The 18,210-nt window shown below is 40.3% G+C and carries 17 protein-coding genes; 15 read left to right on the top strand and 2 right to left on the bottom strand.

All coding sequences use genetic code 11. From position 1 onward, the window contains the following. Positions 1 to 27: 27 nt before the first annotated feature. The 8 genes from ACWM35_RS16005 (at position 28) to ACWM35_RS15970 (ending at position 6,974) form a co-directional block, all read left to right on the top strand. Positions 28 to 1,035, top strand: coding sequence for an ABC transporter permease (locus ACWM35_RS16005; RefSeq protein WP_454819802.1), 1,008 nt, complete (start codon positions 28 to 30; stop codon positions 1,033 to 1,035). 12 nt (positions 1,036 to 1,047) lie between these two features. After that, positions 1,048 to 1,950, top strand: coding sequence for a nickel transporter permease (nikC, locus tag ACWM35_RS16000; protein ID WP_454819801.1), 903 nt, complete (start codon positions 1,048 to 1,050; stop codon positions 1,948 to 1,950). A gap of 144 nt (positions 1,951 to 2,094) precedes the next feature. Continuing rightward, positions 2,095 to 3,198: an MFS transporter gene (locus ACWM35_RS15995; RefSeq protein ID WP_454819800.1), complete on the top strand. Its 1,104-nt coding sequence runs from the start codon at positions 2,095 to 2,097 to the stop codon at positions 3,196 to 3,198. A gap of 1 nt (position 3,199) precedes the next feature. Beyond that, positions 3,200 to 5,362, top strand: coding sequence for a formate dehydrogenase subunit alpha (gene fdhF, locus ACWM35_RS15990; RefSeq protein ID WP_454819799.1), 2,163 nt, complete (start codon positions 3,200 to 3,202; stop codon positions 5,360 to 5,362). Then, positions 5,355 to 5,924, top strand: a complete 570-nt coding sequence (locus ACWM35_RS15985) for a 4Fe-4S dicluster domain-containing protein (protein WP_454819798.1) — start codon at positions 5,355 to 5,357, stop codon at positions 5,922 to 5,924. The genes fdhF and ACWM35_RS15985 overlap by 8 nt, the downstream gene beginning before the upstream one ends. Beyond that, positions 5,921 to 6,424, top strand: coding sequence for a QcrA and Rieske domain-containing protein (locus ACWM35_RS15980; protein ID WP_454819797.1), 504 nt, complete (start codon positions 5,921 to 5,923; stop codon positions 6,422 to 6,424). The genes ACWM35_RS15985 and ACWM35_RS15980 overlap by 4 nt, the downstream gene beginning before the upstream one ends. A 12-nt stretch (positions 6,425 to 6,436) precedes the next feature. Continuing rightward, positions 6,437 to 6,631 carry a hypothetical protein gene (locus ACWM35_RS15975; RefSeq protein WP_454819796.1) on the top strand — a complete coding sequence of 65 codons (195 nt, stop codon included), beginning with the start codon at positions 6,437 to 6,439 and terminating at the stop codon, positions 6,629 to 6,631. A gap of 13 nt (positions 6,632 to 6,644) precedes the next feature. Beyond that, positions 6,645 to 6,974 carry a group I truncated hemoglobin gene (locus ACWM35_RS15970; RefSeq protein WP_454819795.1) on the top strand — a complete coding sequence of 110 codons (330 nt, stop codon included), beginning with the start codon at positions 6,645 to 6,647 and terminating at the stop codon, positions 6,972 to 6,974. Positions 6,975 to 7,012: 38 nt separating this feature from the next. Here ACWM35_RS15970 and ACWM35_RS15965 read toward each other — a convergent pair whose 3' ends face one another. After that, a complete protein-coding gene (locus tag ACWM35_RS15965) occupies positions 7,013 to 7,771 on the bottom strand; it encodes an Mrp/NBP35 family ATP-binding protein (RefSeq protein WP_454819794.1) in 759 nt (252 codons plus the stop codon). Then, positions 7,768 to 8,127 carry a hypothetical protein gene (locus ACWM35_RS15960; protein ID WP_454819793.1) on the bottom strand — a complete coding sequence of 120 codons (360 nt, stop codon included), beginning with the start codon at positions 8,125 to 8,127 and terminating at the stop codon, positions 7,768 to 7,770. Before ACWM35_RS15960 ends, ACWM35_RS15965 begins: the two co-directional genes overlap by 4 nt. A 311-nt stretch (positions 8,128 to 8,438) precedes the next feature. Here ACWM35_RS15960 and argC point away from each other — a divergent pair, with 311 nt between their 5' ends. The 7 genes from argC to argF all read left to right on the top strand — a co-directional run bounded on the left by argC (position 8,439) and on the right by argF (position 18,179). Further along, on the top strand, positions 8,439 to 9,476 hold the full coding sequence (gene argC / locus ACWM35_RS15955) for an N-acetyl-gamma-glutamyl-phosphate reductase (protein WP_454819792.1): 1,038 nt from the start codon (positions 8,439 to 8,441) through the stop codon (positions 9,474 to 9,476). Between the two features lie 73 nt (positions 9,477 to 9,549). Further along, positions 9,550 to 10,776: a bifunctional ornithine acetyltransferase/N-acetylglutamate synthase gene (gene argJ / locus ACWM35_RS15950; RefSeq protein WP_454819791.1), complete on the top strand. Its 1,227-nt coding sequence runs from the start codon at positions 9,550 to 9,552 to the stop codon at positions 10,774 to 10,776. A 13-nt stretch (positions 10,777 to 10,789) separates the two neighbouring features. Further along, positions 10,790 to 11,587, top strand: a complete 798-nt coding sequence (argB, locus tag ACWM35_RS15945) for an acetylglutamate kinase (protein ID WP_454819790.1) — start codon at positions 10,790 to 10,792, stop codon at positions 11,585 to 11,587. Next, the gene (locus ACWM35_RS15940; protein ID WP_454819789.1) at positions 11,587 to 12,774 is read left to right on the top strand and encodes an acetylornithine transaminase; all 1,188 of its coding nucleotides are present in this window, start codon (positions 11,587 to 11,589) and stop codon (positions 12,772 to 12,774) included. Before argB ends, ACWM35_RS15940 begins: the two co-directional genes overlap by 1 nt. A gap of 144 nt (positions 12,775 to 12,918) precedes the next feature. Continuing rightward, on the top strand, positions 12,919 to 13,995 hold the full coding sequence (locus ACWM35_RS15935) for a carbamoyl phosphate synthase small subunit (RefSeq protein WP_454819788.1): 1,077 nt from the start codon (positions 12,919 to 12,921) through the stop codon (positions 13,993 to 13,995). Next, the gene (carB, locus tag ACWM35_RS15930) at positions 13,982 to 17,218 is read left to right on the top strand and encodes a carbamoyl-phosphate synthase (glutamine-hydrolyzing) large subunit (RefSeq protein WP_454819787.1); all 3,237 of its coding nucleotides are present in this window, start codon (positions 13,982 to 13,984) and stop codon (positions 17,216 to 17,218) included. The genes ACWM35_RS15935 and carB overlap by 14 nt, the downstream gene beginning before the upstream one ends. Next, on the top strand, positions 17,202 to 18,179 hold the full coding sequence (gene argF / locus ACWM35_RS15925; RefSeq protein WP_454819786.1) for an ornithine carbamoyltransferase: 978 nt from the start codon (positions 17,202 to 17,204) through the stop codon (positions 18,177 to 18,179). The genes carB and argF overlap by 17 nt, the downstream gene beginning before the upstream one ends. The last annotated feature ends 31 nt before the right edge of the window (positions 18,180 to 18,210 follow it).

The following is an 18,210-nucleotide window of genomic DNA, read 5'->3' as shown; positions in this document are numbered from 1 at the left end:
ATTTCTTGTAAAAAGAGGTGAAAAATCATGTTTACGTATACGGTTCGACGTATGCTGTCTTTAATCCCTGTATTATTCGGAATGACACTGGTTGTTTTTGCCATTATTCATGCGATTCCAGGAAATCCTGCACAGGTCATCTTAGGCCAAAGGGCAACCGCAGAATCAATTGCGACGTTAACGAAAGAATTGGGGTTGGACAGGCCTTGGTACATACAATATGTTGATTATATTAATAGCCTCCTCCATGGGGATTTAGGGACTTCCTTAAGGACAAGGGGTCCAATTAATGAAGAAATTTGGCCATTCTTGGCTGCAACGATAGAACTAACGGTTGTTGCAATGATAATCGCCGTTGTTATTGGAGTCAATGCTGGGATTATCAGCGCTTGGTTTTCAAAATCATGGTTTGACTATGTTGCGATGGTCCTTGCACTTGTAGGTGTATCTTTGCCAATTTTTTGGTTAGGACTAATGGAGCAATGGTTATTTTCGATTGAGTTAGGGTGGTTACCGACAACAGGAAGAGAAAATGTCAGGGATCCGATAACAGCGATTACAAATCTGTATTTGATAGATACCCTTATACAAGGAAGATTCGATCAATTTACAACAGTCATAAAACATCTCATCTTACCAAGCATTGCACTAGCGACGATTCCAATGGCAATCATAGCTAGAATGACACGGGCAACGATGCTGGAAGTAATGAAATCCGATTACATTCGTACTGCGAGAGCAAAAGGATTAAGAATGTTCTGGGTTGTTTACAAGCACTCATTAAAAAATGCCATCATCCCTGTTCTTACTGTTATTGGATTACAAATGGGGCTATTACTGGGTGGAGCGATTTTAACAGAAACGATTTTTGGCTGGCCTGGAATTGGAAGATACCTTTACGACGCCATTGCCTATCGTGACTATCCTGTCATTCAGTCAGGTATTTTAATTATTGCTGCAATCTTTGTCTTGATTAACTTAGTAGTCGATCTTTTATATGTCTTGGTAGACCCAAGGATTAAATATAATAAATAGGAGGGATCAATGATGGCTGAACTTGCAAAAAATCCTGTCGATATCACGGAGTTGAGCGTTCAGGAAGAAAAGCTGATTCCTCCGTGGAAAGAAGCCTGGTTATCATTCTGTAAGAATCGCTTAGCTTTGATCGGCTTGGGAATCGTTATCTTTTTTATCATCTTAGCAATTATTGCTCCAGTTATTGCACCATATAGCTTTAAAGAGCAAGATTTAACGAAAAGACTATTAGCACCTTCCAGTGAACATTGGTTTGGTACAGATGATTTTGGAAGAGATATTTTCTCGAGGGTCGTTTACGGTGCTAGAATCTCATTATGGGTTGGATTTTTCTCAGTATTAGGGTCCGTTGTTCTAGGTACAGCACTTGGAATCATTTCAGGATACTATGGACGCTGGGTGGATGCCATTATATCTAGGATCTTTGATATTATGCTAGCATTTCCGAGTATTTTATTAGCGATTGCGGTTGTGGCAATCCTTGGTCCATCCTTACAGAATGCCTTGATTGCGATTGCGGTTATTAATATTCCCAACTTCGGGCGTCTTGTTCGTTCAAAGGTTTTAAGTGTTAAGCAAGAGGAATACATCATGGCGGCTCGTGCAGTCGGAATGAAAGACTCACGTATTCTATTCCGTCACATCTTACCGAACAGTATTTCACCAGTAATCGTTCAAGCAACATTAGCCATTGCTACTGCCATTATTGAAGCGGCAGCGCTTGGATTCCTTGGTATGGGTGCGCAGGCACCAACACCAGAGTGGGGGAAAATGCTTTCTGATTCTAAACAGTACCTCATGCAAGCTCCTTGGACATTATTCTTTCCAGGGATGGCGATTATGCTGACAGTGCTTGGCTTCAACTTAATGGGAGACGGCCTCCGCGACGTTCTCGATCCAAAAATGAAACAATAACGAAAGAGACTCCAATGTGGGTCTCTTTTCTTGTCTTGTCCAACCTATGAATAAGCAAAATGCCCAAGGAATTCCAATGAAATTGGAATTTTTTTATTTTCCTTGCGAATACTAATCGTGACAATCTGTAAAGGAGATATGTGAATGAATTTTTACCCTTATGAAGAAGATTCATTGTTATTCTCAAAAAAATCAGCTAGGAACGTTTTTATCGTTTTAGTTGTTTTATTTTTTTCTGTCTATATCGGCTCTGAGCAATTTGGTTTTTTTGATATGGCATTATACGGGTATCTATGGGCAACAGTATTATGCTTTGTACTATTAACGATTCGAATCACTTCCTGGACACTCCGGCCTCCGACTAGAAGACTGTGGAAACAAGGAATCAAAATGATGTTCAGTGCAAAAGGTTTAGCGTTCGTCTTTAAAACTCTTTATACCAATATAGGAGAACAAAGATTTCTTAGAAGAAGATCCATGTATCGTTGGGCACAGCACATGTTCATTTCCTGGGGTGTCCTTTTTTCCTTTGCTATCACCTTTTCACTTGTATTAAATTGGCTGCATTTTGAGTTAGTCGAACCGAAAACCTACGCAGCTGTTGTATTTGGGATTCCGTTATTTCGAATGGGTGTGGATTCTCCGCTCGCCATTGCGATTTATCACGGGTTAAATTGGACGGGGATTGCAACCATCATTGGCTGCGGCATGGCACTTTATCGTAGAGTTACAGATGAAAAAAAACTTGTAGAACAATCAAAGGAATATGACTTTTTCCCTCTCTTTCTATTAATAGCGATCTCCATTACAGGTTCATTATTAACCGTGTCTGCTTTATGGATGGAAGGAGCATTCTATTTAGGGATTGCCCTTGCTCACCAGATAACTGTTATTGTTTTTCTTTTATATTTTCCATTCAGTAAGTTTTGGCATTTACCGCTTCGGTTTTTAGCGGTCATGGTGCCAATGTATCATTCTATGGCAGAACAGAAACCTTGTGCACGCTGTGGACGAGAGTATGCCACCGCTACTCAAATCAAAGATGTTCAACTAGCTTTAGAAAAAAGGCATTTATCCGTCCCAATTGACCATACCACCTTTCATTTCTCTGATATGTGTTCGGAATGTCGAAGAATAAGTCACCGCTTGGGCGGGTATGGTGCAAAAGTACAACTTGGACAGGCCAATCTTGTTTTAGAGCCAAATGGAAAAAATGGTCTTCAACTGAAGAAGGGAGGACAACAGTAGAATGGGTCATGCACAAAATAAGGATTATTCACAGAGAGATTACGATGCGATTTTACGAGATGGTGAAGAACTAATTTCTACCCATTGCTGTTTTTGCGGGATGCAATGTGGAATGAATATAAGGGTTAAAAAAGAGGAGCAAACCGTTGTCGGTGTGGAGCCAAGATATGATTTTCCAATGAATGGAGGACGGCTTTGTCCAAAAGGGGTGGCAGCCTATCGACAAGCTGAGCATCAGGAGCGAATTCTTCATCCGTTGATTCGGAAAAACGGTAAACTTGAGCAGGCAACTTGGGATGAGGCGCTGGATCTAATCGTTTCAAAAATCCAAGAGATTCAAGGGAAGTATGGGAAAGATGCCTTTGGAGTTTACAGCGGTTCTTCGATGACCAATGAAAAATGTTATCTCATGGGGAAATTTGCCCGGATTGGCCTTGGTACCAAAAATATTGATTATAATGGGCGGTATTGTATGTCATCGGCTTCGGTTGGTTTTAATCAAAGTTTAGGAATTGACCGCGGCGGAACGAATCCGTGGTCCGACATTAAGTTTGCCGATGTTTTACTCATTGCTGGCTCTAATACCGCTGAGTGTCATCCATTATCAATGCCTTATATCTGGGGGGCAAGAGATCGCGGGGCAAAATTAATTGTTGTCGACCCAAGGCAAACGAAAACAGCCCTTGTTGCTGATGTACATTTAAATATCCGTCCCGGAACAGATGTGGCATTAACGAATGGATTATTACATGTCATGATTGAGGATGATTTAATTGATCATGATTTTATCGCCAAGCATACAACGGGTTTTGAAGAGTTAAAGGAATTGGTGAAGAAATTTACACCTTCCTATGTTTCAGAGATTACTGGAGTGGAAGTTGAAAAAATTGTAACGGCCGCAAGGATTTTTGGTTCAGCTAAAAATGGATTTACGATGTTTGCCCGTGGGGTGGAGCAGCATGCAACCGGAACGGATGCCGTGTCTAACTACGTGAATTTATGTTTAGTAACTGGGAAATTTGGAAGAAAAGGATCTGGGGTAGCTACCTTCACAGGCCAGGGGAATGGCCAAGGAGGCAGAGAACATGGGCAAAAAACCGATCAATTGCCAGGTTTCAGAAAAATCACGGATCCAAAAGCAAGAGAATACATTGCTGGTGTTTGGGGTGTTGAAGAATCAGAGATACCTGGTCCAGGGTTATCCGCTTTTGAAATGCTTAAAGCACTAGGGTCGGAAGTTAAAGGGTTATTATTAGTATGTAGTAATCCGATTGTTTCATCACCGACCGTTGGTGACGTAGGGGAGCATCTAAAAAGTTTAGATTTTTTCGTTTGTATGGACTTCTTTTTATCAGAATCTGCCGAATTAGCAGATGTCGTTTTACCATCAACGGTATGGATTGAGGACGATGGGACCACAACCAATGTGGAAGGCCGAGTAGTGAGATTGAGAGGAATAGACCGCACCCCTGGTGAATCAAAACGTGATTGGAAGGTGATTTGCGAAATTGCTGAGCGGTTAGGCAGAGGGCAATATTTCCAGTTCAACTCTCCAGAGGAAATTTTTAATGAATTGCGCGTGGCGAGTAAAGGCGGAACGGCCGATTATTATGGAATTACGTATGAAAAACTGGATAAAATGCAAGGCGTTTTCTGGCCATGTCCAACTGAAGAATCTGAAGGTAAGCCAAGATTATTTGAGGACAAGAAGTTTAATTTCCCTGATGGTAAGGCAAGGATTTTAGCGTTTGATTACAAAGGGCCAAATGAGAAAACAAGTGAGGAGTTCCCAATCATACTCACTACAGGAAGGGTTGTCTTTCATTATTTAAGCGGGAATCAAACACGCCGGATTGAGACACTTAGAAATTTCTGTCCTGACCCATATGTGGAAATCCACCCGAAGCTCGCGGAAAAATATAAGATCGCAAATGGTGAAACAGTCAAGGTTTCGAGCCCTAGGGGGAGCATTGAACTAGTTGCGAAAATCACCAAAATCACGCGAGAGGATATGGTTTTTGTACCTTATCATTGGGGGAAATCATTGGCCATTAATCATTTAACGAATCCTGCTTTAGAACCAAAATCAAAGATTCCGGAATTCAAGGTGTGTGCGGTCAAGCTTGAAAAAATAGCCTCAAGTGCAGGTGAAAAGCATGGATAAGGTTTTATATATCGATTATGAGCGCTGTATTGGCTGCCGTGCATGCGTCATCGGCTGTGAGGAATGCAGCGGGCATGATCATTTATCACGAATGTTTGTGGATGAACTGAATCCTGGTGAGACAGTTGCAACATCCCCAACTCCCTGTATGCACTGTATAACACCTGCTTGTGCAGAATCATGTCCCGTGCAGGCTATCTCTATAGCTGCCGATGGAACCGTATTATCTGCTTCAATGGAAAAATGTATTGGCTGCAAAAACTGTACATATGCCTGCCCGTTTGGTATTCCAAGAGTAGATGATCAAAAGAAAGTAATGTACAAATGTGACATGTGCTATGACCGGACATCAAAAGGTAGACCGCCAATGTGTGCCAGTGTATGTCCGACGGATACGATTCGTTTTGTGGCTCCTGAAGAAATTAAAAATCAACCTCCTAAGCCCGTGCAGTTTAAATGGGACTTTGGGGGCACGATTATTGAAACACAAACAGTGATCGGTCTGCCAGATACTGAAACACACAGATTTGGATATAGAGAAGGCGATGGTGTTCAATCATGAGGAAAATAGAAGAATTTCTTCGTAAATTGTCTTTCAATATCAGAAGAGATAGAGAATTAGATTTAAATCGACGAGGCTTTATTGCTTCCACCCTATCGTTAATGGGGATTTTCTTTGTAAGTGCAACCCCTTTGGCGGTTCTATCTAAAAACCGGGTAGAGGAAGGGCATGAGTCAGAATTATTTATTGCTAGTGTCAAGGATATCGCTGTAGGAGATAGTGTCTCCTTCCATTATCCGGATGAAAATGACCCGGCATTGCTAATTCGAATATCAGAAGATCAATATCGCGCTTACAACATTAAATGTACACATTTAATGTGTCCGGTTTATTGGGAAAAGGATACTGGGAAACTAACCTGCCCTTGTCACAATGGTTTCTTCAATGTGGAGGATGGGTCGGTTCTTGCTGGTCCGCCGCCTCGCGGCTTACCTTCTATTAAGTTGAAATTTAAGAATAAGAAAATCTATGCTGTTGGAATTACCCAGGCTCAGCATTAGGAGGAAAGGGATATGAAAATGGCTTGGTGGGTTTTTATGAGCTTTATTACCGTACAAATTATTCTGATTCAATACATGGTAGAAGAATATTTGGCGGGGCATTATGAAAATCTATTCTATTACGTGTTGTCGTTAGGATTTATGTTTGTTTTAACGTTAATAACCTATCTATTCTTTAGAAAAATTGATAAAGTGATGGATCCTTGAAAGGGGTATTAAAGTGAACGATGACAAAATCGCTTCCGTTGTAAAAGACTTCTTCCATAAAATTCATGCAGATGAATTAATGAGTAAGTTCTTTAAGAACCATGATCAGGAAAGAATTCAGCACCATCCAGAAACATTTTTATCTCATGGCCTTGGTGAATCAAAGTATAGTAATGAAGAAATTGCAAATGCCCATAAAGATATGAATATTAATAATGAACATTTTAGTTCGATGATTGCACATTTTATAACCTCTCTGGATCAGAATGGCTTTTCTGAAGAGGATAAAAGAAAAGTGAATGATGTATTACAAGGCTATAAAAAAGATGTTCAAGGAAATTGAAAAAGGTGGTGTCCTTCTTTTCGGGACACCACCTTTTTTCATGCGATTGAATCTTGTACTTTGTCTGCTAACTCTTCGTATTTATCAAAGAGCAGTGATCCTTTTTTATAAATAGAAGGCTCATAATCATCTTCTTTAGGTGCGAGAATTGGTAACTGGGCAATGATCTCTGTTCCCAGCTTGTCGGCCAGTTGCTCTGATCCGCCTTTTCCAAACAAATAATATTTACTGTCGTAATCTGGCGGTTGAAAGTATGACATATTTTCCACAATGCCTAAAATCTGATGATGATTATTACTGGCCATTTTACCTGCTCTTTCTGCCACATGAGAGGCAGTAGGATGCGGTGTTGTGACGACAATTTGATGTGAATTAGGTATAAGGCGATTAACATCCATAGCCACATCACCGGTCCCAGGCGGCATATCAATCACTACATAATCCAATGGTCCCCAAATAACTTCATTGATAAACTGGTTGATAACTTTACCTAGCATTGGACCGCGCCAAACGACCGGATCATTATTTTTTACGATAAATCCCATCGACATAACTTTTACATTATGAGATTCAACCGGGATAATCTTGTTATTCATAGATTTCGGCCCATTGCCAATGTTCATCATACTAGGGATACTGCTGCCGTAGATGTCAAAATCAATTAGCGCCACACTTTTATTTTGCCTAGCCAAAGAAACAGCTAGGTTTGCTGAAACGGTTGATTTGCCTACTCCGCCTTTACCAGAAATAACAGAAATGATTTTTCCAGATAACATGTTCGATCCTCCGTTTATCAAAGACAATTTTTCATTGAATCTTGGATATATTCCATCCAGTTGTCCCAATTGGTAACAATAAATGCCGGTTCACCGTTCGATAAATAGCCTAAAAAGCTTTTTTGATCATCGATATTCACCGAGTTATCTTTTTGTAATCGAGCAATAATGTCGTGTATGATGACATATTCCTCAAGTAATAATTCGCTCGAATAGCTAAATGTGAAAATATTATCATCTAACTTGATATCAGCAATTACTTTTTCAGCACTATCGAGAAATATTTGAAAGTGTCTTTCGTTTACTTTTTTTATAAAAGGCAAATTCAATTTAGCAAGGTTCACATTCTGCTGAAATGTTAGAGTTGTAGATAACAATGGGTAACCCTCCTTAAATATTCATTAACAGTATCTACAATAGATTCATTTTCAAACTCAAATTAACGAAAAAGCTCAGATATCAAATGCTCAGAGCTTTTTTATTACCATGAAGTTCGGTTTTAAGTTCCTGTACCATACACTTTTGTTGAATAATAATTGTATAATCTCACATAGGAATTTGTAAGCGTTTTCAAAAATAAAGCTAATAAAATTCAATAAAAACTGAAAATTAGGCGATTTTTATGTTGAATAAATATTACGTCATATGTATAATAATTCATTATGAAGGCGGTATTGGAGTTGAAGATATGAAGGCAGCGATTATAGGTGGAACAGGTTATGGGGCAATAGAATTGATAAGGCTTATTCATAATCACCCTAATCTTGAGCTAGGTACCGTAGTCTCTAACTCACAGGCAGGGACTAATTTTAGTGAATCATTTCCACATCTGACCGATGTTATTGAACAACCACTAGAAGCATTTGATGCAGAGAAATTAAGTAAAGAAAATGAAATGGTGTTTCTTGCAACACCTTCAGGGGTCAGCAGTCGTCTTGTTCCAGAGCTGGTCGACAAGGGGATGAAAGTAATCGACCTATCTGGAGATTTTCGACTAAGATCAGGCAGTGAATATGAAACTTGGTATAAGCATCCAGCACCGAGTGAGAAATATCAATCACAAGCAACCTATGGTTTAAGCGAAATTTATGCAGATCAAATTAAAAATGCAAAGCTGATAGCTAACCCGGGATGTTACCCAACGGCGACTACACTTGGGCTTATACCGATTGTTAAAGCAAAGTTAATTGATGAAAACTCGATTATTATTGATGCTAAATCTGGAGTTTCGGGAGCAGGTCGAGGTCTTTCACTTACCTCCCATTACGCTGAAATAAATGAAAACTTAAAAGCTTATAAATTAGGTGCACATCAGCACATTCCTGAAATAGAACAAATTCTTTCAGATGAAAGTAAAAGTCCAATTAAGATTACTTTTACAACACATTTGGTGCCAATGACTCGAGGTATCATGTGCACAATTTACGTGAATTTATTGGATAACATTTCAACGGATGATGTCATTGATCTTTACAATACTTTTTATGAAAATCATCCATTTGTGAGGGTGAGGCCAGCCGGTAAGATTCCTTCGACTAAAGAAGTGAGTGGCAGTAATTATTGTGATATTGGCTTGCATGTTGATCAAAGAACGAAAAGGTTAACAATCATTTCTGTTATAGACAATTTAGTTAAGGGTGCTGCAGGGCAGGCAATTCAAAATGCTAATTTGATAAATGGTTGGGAAGTAAGAACCGGTCTTGATTGCATTCCAATCTATCCATAAAGATCATTTACTAGATAGCTAGTCTGTTATAAATCGAAGAAACGAAGGACCAGCAAAGGAGGAGAATAGTTTGATGCCAGTAAAATCAAAAAAAGAAATTGTTGTTATAGAAGATGGGAGTGTAACTCTTCCAAAAGGGTTCAAAGCCGGGGGGATGCATTGTGGCATTAAGCGAAAACGGCTGGACCTTGGATATATAGTTTCAGACGTTCCAGCTACAGTTGCTGGTGTGTATACGACAAACATTTTTCAAGCAGCTCCACTATTAGTTACACAAGAAAGCATTGCGAAGGAAAATAAAGTTCAAGCCGTGCTGGTCAATTCCGGTAATGCCAATGCTTGCACAGGCGAACAAGGATTACTTGATGCCTATAAAATGCAGAAAGAGTTTGCTAAGGAACTTGGGATTCAGGATCATCTAGTTGCCGTCACGTCAACAGGAGTAATTGGTGAACTGCTACCAATGGATCAAGTGGAATCGGGGATCAAACAAATACTGCAAATGAAATATGAAAATGAAGAAAATTTTAAACAAGCTATTTTAACAACAGATACATGCATTAAGCAAATAGCCGTCCAAGTAAAGATTGATGGAAAAACAGTCACAATTGGTGGAGCGGCCAAGGGGTCAGGGATGATTCACCCAAATATGGCGACAATGCTTGGGTTTGTAACAACAGATGCTAATGTTGCCAACGAGGATTTACTTTCAGCTTTAAAAGATATTACCAATCAAACCTTCAACATGATTACGGTTGATGGAGATACGAGTACAAATGACATGGTATTGGTTATGGCAAATGGCTTAGCAGGGCATGAACAATTGACAAAGAGCCATCCAGATTGGGATGTTTTTAAAGAAGGTTTAAAAATTGTCAGTGAAGAACTGGCTAAGAAAATTGCTAGAGATGGTGAAGGCGCAACGAAGCTTGTCGAGGTTCAAGTTAACGGAGCGTACAGTCACAACGCTGCAAGAGCGGTTGGCAAATCCATTATTTCTTCTAATCTTGTCAAAACCGCCATCTACGGTACCGACCCGAACTGGGGAAGAATTGTTACGGCCATTGGTTACAGCGGGGTTCCTGTTGAGCCAAATTGTATCGAGGTCTCTATTGGCACTTTTAAAGTATTTGAAAATGGCCTACCTTGTCCGATTGTGGAAGAAGAAGTAAAAGAATATTTAGAGCTAGATACAGTAAAAATTATCGTTGAACTGAATCAAGGGGATTACGATGCAACAGCTTGGGGCTGTGATCTAACCTATGATTATGTGAAAATCAACGCATCGTACCGTACGTAAGGGGGGGACCAAAATGAAATATTTAGTCATTAAGTGTGGCGGAAGTGTGTTAGATAATCTGCCAAGGTCCTTTTATGAAGACATCGTAAAAATGCATGAAATGGGTGAGTGGACCCCTATCATTGTACATGGCGGCGGCCCGCTCATTACCTCATTATTAAAAAGCTTAAATGTTGAAACAACCTTTGTGAATGGCCTCAGAGTAACGGATCATCAGGTTTTGGATGTTGTAGAGATGGTATTGAGTGGATCCGTAAACAAGCAGGTTGTCAGGAACATTGTGGAGGTTGGGGGAAATGCATTTGGCATGAGTGGTGTTGATGGCACATTGTTAAAAGCGATGCCGATAGCAGACGCCGAAAACTTAGGCTTTGTAGGGGAAGTGGTAGATGTTAATCACCACGTTATTGAGGGGATCATAAATCAAGGTTATATCCCTGTCATATCCCCAATTGGAATTGATGCCAACGGGCAAAGGTACAACATTAATGGCGATATTGCGGCAAGTGCGATTGCGAAAGCTTTACAAGCAAATCTTTGTTTCATCAGTGATATCCCTGGAATATTAGTCGATAACAATGGTACTAAAACCAAGCTCGATAAAGTTTCAAAAACAATCATTGAAGAAATGATATCTAATCAAACCATTTATGGTGGAATGATACCAAAAGTAAAAGCAGCCATTGATGGACTTGTTCATAATATCCCTGAAGTGGGGATCATCAACGGTTTTGAGAAAAATAGCTTGATAGATTTTTCAAAGGGTAAGAACATTGGAACAAAAATTGTCTTAGAAGAGGAGATCGCGTAATGACAAATAACACTTCCGTCTCCCCAATCTCACCGGTTATGGCTACTTATGGCCGCTTTCCTGTAACATTGGTTAAGGGGAAAGGAAGCTATGTGTGGGACGATCAGGGAACTCAATTTTTAGATTTCACCTCAGGAATTGCAACTTGTAATTTAGGTCATGTTCCTGATGTAGTAAAAACGAAACTCGAAGAGCAGCTCCAAAATCTTTGGCACTGTTCTAACCTATATAATATCCCTAATCAGCAAGAACTTGCCGCTCTTTTAACAGCTAATAGCTGTGGGGATCAAGTATTCTTCTGTAATAGCGGTGCTGAGGCGAATGAGGCGGCTATTAAGCTAGCAAGAAGATATGCGCAAAAAGTTAAGGGGAATGTTGCATTTGAAGTCATTACCTTTCAGCAATCCTTTCATGGACGAACGTTAGCGACCTTATCAGCTACAGGCCAGGAAAAAATTCAGCAAGGATTTGCTCCACTTGTTCAAGGCTTTCATTATCTCCCTTATAACGATTTAGCGGCACTTGAACAACTAAAACGTTCACAGCCTGCAGCGGTTCTGCTGGAACTCGTTCAAGGTGAGGGTGGAGTTATTCCAGCAGAACCAGAATGGGTTAAGAAACTCGCAAACATATGCTTAGAACATGACATCCTCCTAATGGTGGATGAAATCCAAACAGGAATCGGCAGGACGGGCACATTATTTGCATACGAACAATATGGTATTGAGCCAGATGTCATTAGTATCGCTAAAGGTCTTGGGTCGGGTTTTCCAATTGGAGCGATCATTGCTAAAGAAAAGGCTGCAAAGGCATTTGAACCCGGAACACATGGAAGTACATTTGGCGGAAATCCGTTAGCAACAACAGCAGGAGTGGCTACGTTAAGCCACATAATCGATAGTAATTTATTAACTCAGGTAACTGAAGTGGCAGATTACTTGGATCAACAGCTCAATGATCTAAAAGATAAGTACTCGTTCATTAAAGAAATAAGGGGTAAAGGGCTGCTAAAAGGAATCGTAGTAGAATCAGATGCATTAGAAATTGTTAAAACGGCAATTGAAAAACAGCTCCTCATTCTAACAGCAGGTCCGAATGTTGTCAGGATTTTACCTCCGTTAACCGTTACAAAAGAAGAAATTAACGAATTTATCATAAAGTTGGAAGATACTTTCCAAAGTATATAAGAAAAGCGGAAGCGCCTTGCACAGGGGCGACAGGCATAAGACGAGCCGACTAGAAGGTTGTTTTTTTACCTTCTGGAGGGATTGGCTTAGACCTAAGAGCCCCTAGGCGCAGCAGCTAGACAATAGAGAAAGGCAGTGTTGGTTTTGGAACAGGGATACCTTACTTTGGAAACCGGAGAAGTTTTTGAAGGAATACTCATTGGAGCTAATAAAGACTCACTTGGAGAAGTCGTTTTTAATACAAGTATGACCGGCTATCAAGAAATCATTACCGATCCCTCTTATGCCGGGCAAATCATAACCTTTTGTTACCCCATTATCGGAAATTACGGGATAAATGCGATCGATGATGAAAGTATCTCACCAGCATTATCGGGTGTTGTCATTGGCGATTTATGTGAAACGCCAAGCCATTATCAATCGATTAATAAATTCTCGGAAAAATTAGAGCAGGCAGGTGTACCGGGAATTGCTGGAGTCGATACGAGACTGCTTGTTAAAACGATTCGCAGCCGTGGAACGGTAAAGGGATTTTTAAGTAAAGCAAAGCAAGCGGACTTTACAACAAATGAATTACAACCTCTTTGGGTAGAGAAAGTTTCAACAAAAAAGATTCAATTTTTCAAAAATAAGGGTCCGCATGTGGTATTAATCGATTTCGGTTATAAAAAATCGATCCTTAATGCTCTTTTAGAAGAAAAATGTTCGGTTACGATTGTTCCTTACCATACACCATTTGAAAAAATTAAAGCTTTAAATCCGGATGGGGTCCTGCTAAGTAACGGACCCGGAGATCCGATGTCCCTAAAGAAATGGTTCCCTGAATTGAAAAAGATTACTGAACACTATCCAACACTGGGAATTTGCTTGGGACATCAATTAATTGCTCTCGCCTATGGGGCAAAAACGGAAAAACTAGCGTACGGTCACCGTGGTGGGAACCATCCTGTTAAGGAATTGCTGACGGGGAAGGTCAAAATTACCGCACAAAACCATGGATACGTCGTTGTCGATGAAAGCATCGACGGTCACATATTTGAAGTTACTTATCGCAATGTAAATGATCAATCGATTGAGGGATTGAAGCATCGAAATTATTCCATCCAAACGGTGCAATTCCACCCGGAAGCACACCCAGGTCCGAGCGATACAGCGCATATTTTAACAGAGTTTGTAAGTCAGATTACATCAGCGGGAGAAGCACGTTATGCCATTAAATAAAAAATTAAACAAAGTACTAGTCATCGGATCAGGCCCGATTGTGATCGGGCAAGCTGCAGAATTTGATTATGCAGGCACTCAGGCATGTATCGCTCTTAAAGAAGAGGGTATTGAAGTCGTGTTAATCAATAATAATCCAGCAACAATTATGACGGATGAAACGATTGCGGATAAAGTATATATCGAACCACTTACAACCGAAACAATTGAAAAAATCATTCAAAAAGAAAAGCCCGATGGAATCATTGGAACTTTAGGCGGTCAAACTGGTTTAAATTTGACCGTTGAGCTATATGAAAAGAATATTCTACAAAAATACAATGTCGAGCTGTTAGGAACATCTGTCGCATCGATTAAAAATGGAGAAGATCGTGAAAAATTCCGGAGCCTAATGATCCAAATTGGTGAGCCTATTCCAGAGTCTGCGATTATTCATAGCTTTGATGAAGGCGTGAAGTTTGTAAAAGAGATTGGCTTCCCAGTCATTATCCGTCCTGCCTATACTCTCGGAGGACATGGCGGAGGCTTTGCTAACAACCATGAAGAACTAGAAGTCGTTTTGAAGAAGGGATTAGCAGCCAGCCCGATTACACAGGTACTAGTGGAGAGAAGTATAAAAGGCTGGAAGGAAGTTGAATATGAAGTCATGCGTGATGCGAACGATACGTGCATCATTGTCTGTAATATGGAAAATATGGACCCAGTTGGTGTTCATACTGGTGATTCCATTGTTGTGGCACCATCACAAACCCTGACAGATGTTCAATACCAAATGCTGCGTGATTCCTCCATCAAAGTAATCAGAGAATTGGAGATTATCGGAGGATGTAATATCCAGTTTGCTCTCCACCCTGAGTCAAACCAATATTACATTATTGAGGTGAATCCACGGGTCAGTCGTTCATCAGCGTTAGCCTCTAAAGCAACTGGGTACCCGATTGCTAGGATGGCCGCAAAATGTGCCATTGGCTATCATTTAGATGAGATTGTGAACCCGATTACAGGAAATACGTTTGCGAGCTTTGAACCAGCAATTGATTATATTGTCGTAAAGCTGCCGCGTTTCCCATTTGATAAATTTCCAGAGGCCGATCGTACACTTGGAACACAAATGAAAGCCACCGGCGAAGTAATGGCGATTGACCGTACCTTTGAAGGGGCGTTAAACAAGGCGATTCGCTCAATGGAAATGAATCTTTTTGGTCTTTGTACTGAGGCGAATAAAATGACAGACACCGCTGTCTTATTCGAAAAACTAGAAAAACCAAATGATCAGCGGCTTTTCATCATTGCTGAAGCATTTAGAAGAGACATCACTCTAGATAAAATCCAGGAATTAACACAGATTGATCCATGGTTTCTATACAAAATCAGCTCCATTGTTTCTATAGAAAAGGAATTAGCTTCCTATAATTGGGATTCGGTGCCTGTCACCCTCTTAAAAACGGCAAAGCGACATAATATCTCAGATAAGCTGCTTTCACAAATTTTTAAGATTGAAGAAAAGCAGATTCGAGACAAGTGGAAGGAGCTTAATTGGAAGCCTGGATATAAGATGGTTGACACTTGTTCGGCAGAATTCGATGCGGCGACACCTTACTATTACTCTACTTGGCTGGGCTCAGATGAGGTTGATGTCACTGCTTCTAGAAAAATCTTGGTTATCGGCTCTGGACCTATCCGCATCGGCCAGGGAATTGAATTCGATTACTGCTCCGTTCATGCCGCAAAAGCAATCAAGAAGCTTGGCTACGAAGCCGTCGTTATAAATAATAACCCAGAAACGGTAAGTACAGATTATTCCGTTGCCGACCGTCTTTATTTCGAACCATTAACAGCTGAAGATGTCCTCCAGGTTATTGATAAGGAGAACATTGAAGGGGTGCTGATTCAATTCGGGGGTCAGACAGCTATTAATCTAGCGCATGACCTGCAAGTAGAAGGTGTCAAAATTCTAGGTACATCTGTTAAAAATGTGGACCGATTTGAAGATCGAAAAGAATTCTATCAGTTGCTAGAAGACTTAAGCATTCCCCATATTGAGGGTGAAACGGTCCTTAGCCAAGAGGAGTTAGTACAGGCCGCTAAAAAATTAGGCTATCCGGTTTTAGTACGTCCATCATATGTCATTGGCGGCCAGTCGATGTTTACTATTTTCTCAGAAGAAGAACTTTATCACTATAGTTCGCAATTAGCTGAAAACTCATCGCAGGAAAAAATGTGGCCGCTACTAGTTGACCGCTATATGCCAGGGCTAGAATGTGAGATTGATGTGATTTGTGATGGTAAAAATATCGTTGTTCCTGGAATCTTTGAACATATCGAGAGAGCGGGTGTTCACTCTGGAGACAGCATCAGTGTTTTTCCACCAATCACCTTAACAACTGAATTAAAGAAAACAATTATTGAATACGCAGATAAAATTGCTAAATTTGCCCCAATTATTGGGATGATGAACATTCAATTTGTGCTCTATGAAAATCAAGTCTATGTGCTTGAAGTAAATCCTCGTTCATCCAGAACTGTTCCAATTATGAGTAAAGTCACCGGAATTCCGATGGTTGAATGGGCAGTGATGGCACAATTAGGTGAAGACTTGGGTAATGTAAGTAAAGAAACAGGGCTTTTAGCAGAGCCAGGATATTTTTCTGTAAAAGCACCAGTATTTTCCTCAAGCAAGCTAAAGGGCGTTGACCATGTCTTAGGTCCTGAAATGAAATCAACGGGCGAAGTATTGGGGCTCGGTGCCACCTTTATTGAAGCACTTGAAAAAGCAGTACCATCAAAAGGTGAGGGAGAAGAAACCTATTTATTATGTTCCATCGCTGACAGGGAAAAACCTGCAAGTCTTTCAATCCTGAAACAAATAGCCAAAACCCATGGAAAGATTGCCGCAACCGAAGGAACAGCGGAATACCTTGAGGAAAACGGAATCTTGGTGGAAAAAGTGATTAAAGATAGTGCAGATGTCGATGAACTATTCCGTCAGCATCCATTAAATGCCGTTATCAATATTCCGAATCAAGGAAGAAATAAGCAGAAATTTGGATTCTACATTCGTGAACAGGCGACTCGATACAATGTTCCGATGTTTACCCACCTTGATACGGTTGAGGCGATGATCGGTCTTCAGGCCAATCATATCTCTGACTCTAATATACGAACAGTTACGGAATACTATAATATCGAAGAGAGCGGTGTTGTACATGGCAAATGTGATTAAATGGAGTGGCAAGGATGTCTCCTGGAAACCCCAATTAAAGGGGAAAGATTTTTTAACCTTAGCCGATTTTCATACGAATGAGATTCTCTATCTTCTTGAAGAAGCCATTGAGCTTAAGAGTTTGCAAAAACAAGGGAAACCTCATCCCTTTTTGAGCGGAAAGGTGCTTGGGATGATTTTTGAAAAGTCTTCAACCCGTACAAGAGTTTCCTTTGAGGTTGGGATGTTGCAGCTTGGAGGGCATGCAATTTTCCTAAGCTCGAAGGATATTCAGCTAGGAAGAGGGGAGAGCATTTCTGACACTGCCAAAGTGTTATCACGTTATGTGGATAGCCTTATGATTCGAACGTTCTCCCATGAATCAGTTATGGAGTTGGCTGAACATGCTACGGTCCCTGTTATTAATGGATTAACGGACCTGCATCATCCGACACAAGTACTGGCAGATCTATTAACCATCCTAGAGCATAAAGGGAAATTAGCCGGCTTAAAAATGTGCTATTTAGGTGACGGTAACAATAATATGGCCCATTCCTTAATGGAAGGGGCGGTGAAAGTTGGCATGAATATTAGTATCGCCAGCCCGCCAGGTTATTTGCCAGACGGAAAAATCACGCAAAAAGTGATCGAAGCAGCTACCTTAACTGGAAGCAAGGTTTTTATCACGCATAACCCAATCGAAGCCATCCAGGATGCAGATGTTATTGTCACGGATGTTTGGACCAGTATGGGGCAGGAAGCAGAATCAGAAAAGCGATTAAAGGATCTTAAAGCCTATCAAGTAAATGAAGAACTATGTAAGTATGCAAAGCCAGATTATCTCTTTTTACATTGCTTACCAGCCCATCGTGGTGAAGAGGTTACAGCGGAAATTATTGATGGATCTCATTCGGTTGTGTTTGATGAAGCAGAAAATCGACTGCATGCTCAAAAAGCAATTTTAAAACTTTTACTAGAATAGTAGATTTTTTTGAATTTTATTGTATAATAAT

Source organism: Neobacillus sp. K501, assembly GCF_053749995.1.
The sequence above is the reverse complement of the archived record's forward strand: the minus strand, read 5'-3'. Positions and strand labels throughout refer to the sequence as shown.

What these genes read in the sequence shown, in the direction of transcription:
- argC (WP_454819792.1), top strand. Translation starts at nt 8,439, where the DNA reads ATGAAGGCAGCGATTATAGGTGGAACAGGTTATGGGGCAATAGAATTG.
- carB (WP_454819787.1), top strand. Translation starts at nt 13,982, where the DNA reads ATGCCATTAAATAAAAAATTAAACAAAGTACTAGTCATCGGATCAGGC.
- argJ (WP_454819791.1), top strand. Translation starts at nt 9,550, where the DNA reads ATGCCAGTAAAATCAAAAAAAGAAATTGTTGTTATAGAAGATGGGAGT.
- ACWM35_RS15995 (WP_454819800.1), top strand. Translation starts at nt 2,095, where the DNA reads ATGAATTTTTACCCTTATGAAGAAGATTCATTGTTATTCTCAAAAAAA.
- ACWM35_RS15975 (WP_454819796.1), top strand. Translation starts at nt 6,437, where the DNA reads ATGAAAATGGCTTGGTGGGTTTTTATGAGCTTTATTACCGTACAAATT.
- fdhF (WP_454819799.1), top strand. Translation starts at nt 3,200, where the DNA reads ATGGGTCATGCACAAAATAAGGATTATTCACAGAGAGATTACGATGCG.
- ACWM35_RS15985 (WP_454819798.1), top strand. Translation starts at nt 5,355, where the DNA reads ATGGATAAGGTTTTATATATCGATTATGAGCGCTGTATTGGCTGCCGT.
- ACWM35_RS16005 (WP_454819802.1), top strand. Translation starts at nt 28, where the DNA reads ATGTTTACGTATACGGTTCGACGTATGCTGTCTTTAATCCCTGTATTA.
- argB (WP_454819790.1), top strand. Translation starts at nt 10,790, where the DNA reads ATGAAATATTTAGTCATTAAGTGTGGCGGAAGTGTGTTAGATAATCTG.
- nikC (WP_454819801.1), top strand. Translation starts at nt 1,048, where the DNA reads ATGGCTGAACTTGCAAAAAATCCTGTCGATATCACGGAGTTGAGCGTT.
- argF (WP_454819786.1), top strand. Translation starts at nt 17,202, where the DNA reads ATGGCAAATGTGATTAAATGGAGTGGCAAGGATGTCTCCTGGAAACCC.
- ACWM35_RS15980 (WP_454819797.1), top strand. Translation starts at nt 5,921, where the DNA reads ATGAGGAAAATAGAAGAATTTCTTCGTAAATTGTCTTTCAATATCAGA.
- ACWM35_RS15940 (WP_454819789.1), top strand. Translation starts at nt 11,587, where the DNA reads ATGACAAATAACACTTCCGTCTCCCCAATCTCACCGGTTATGGCTACT.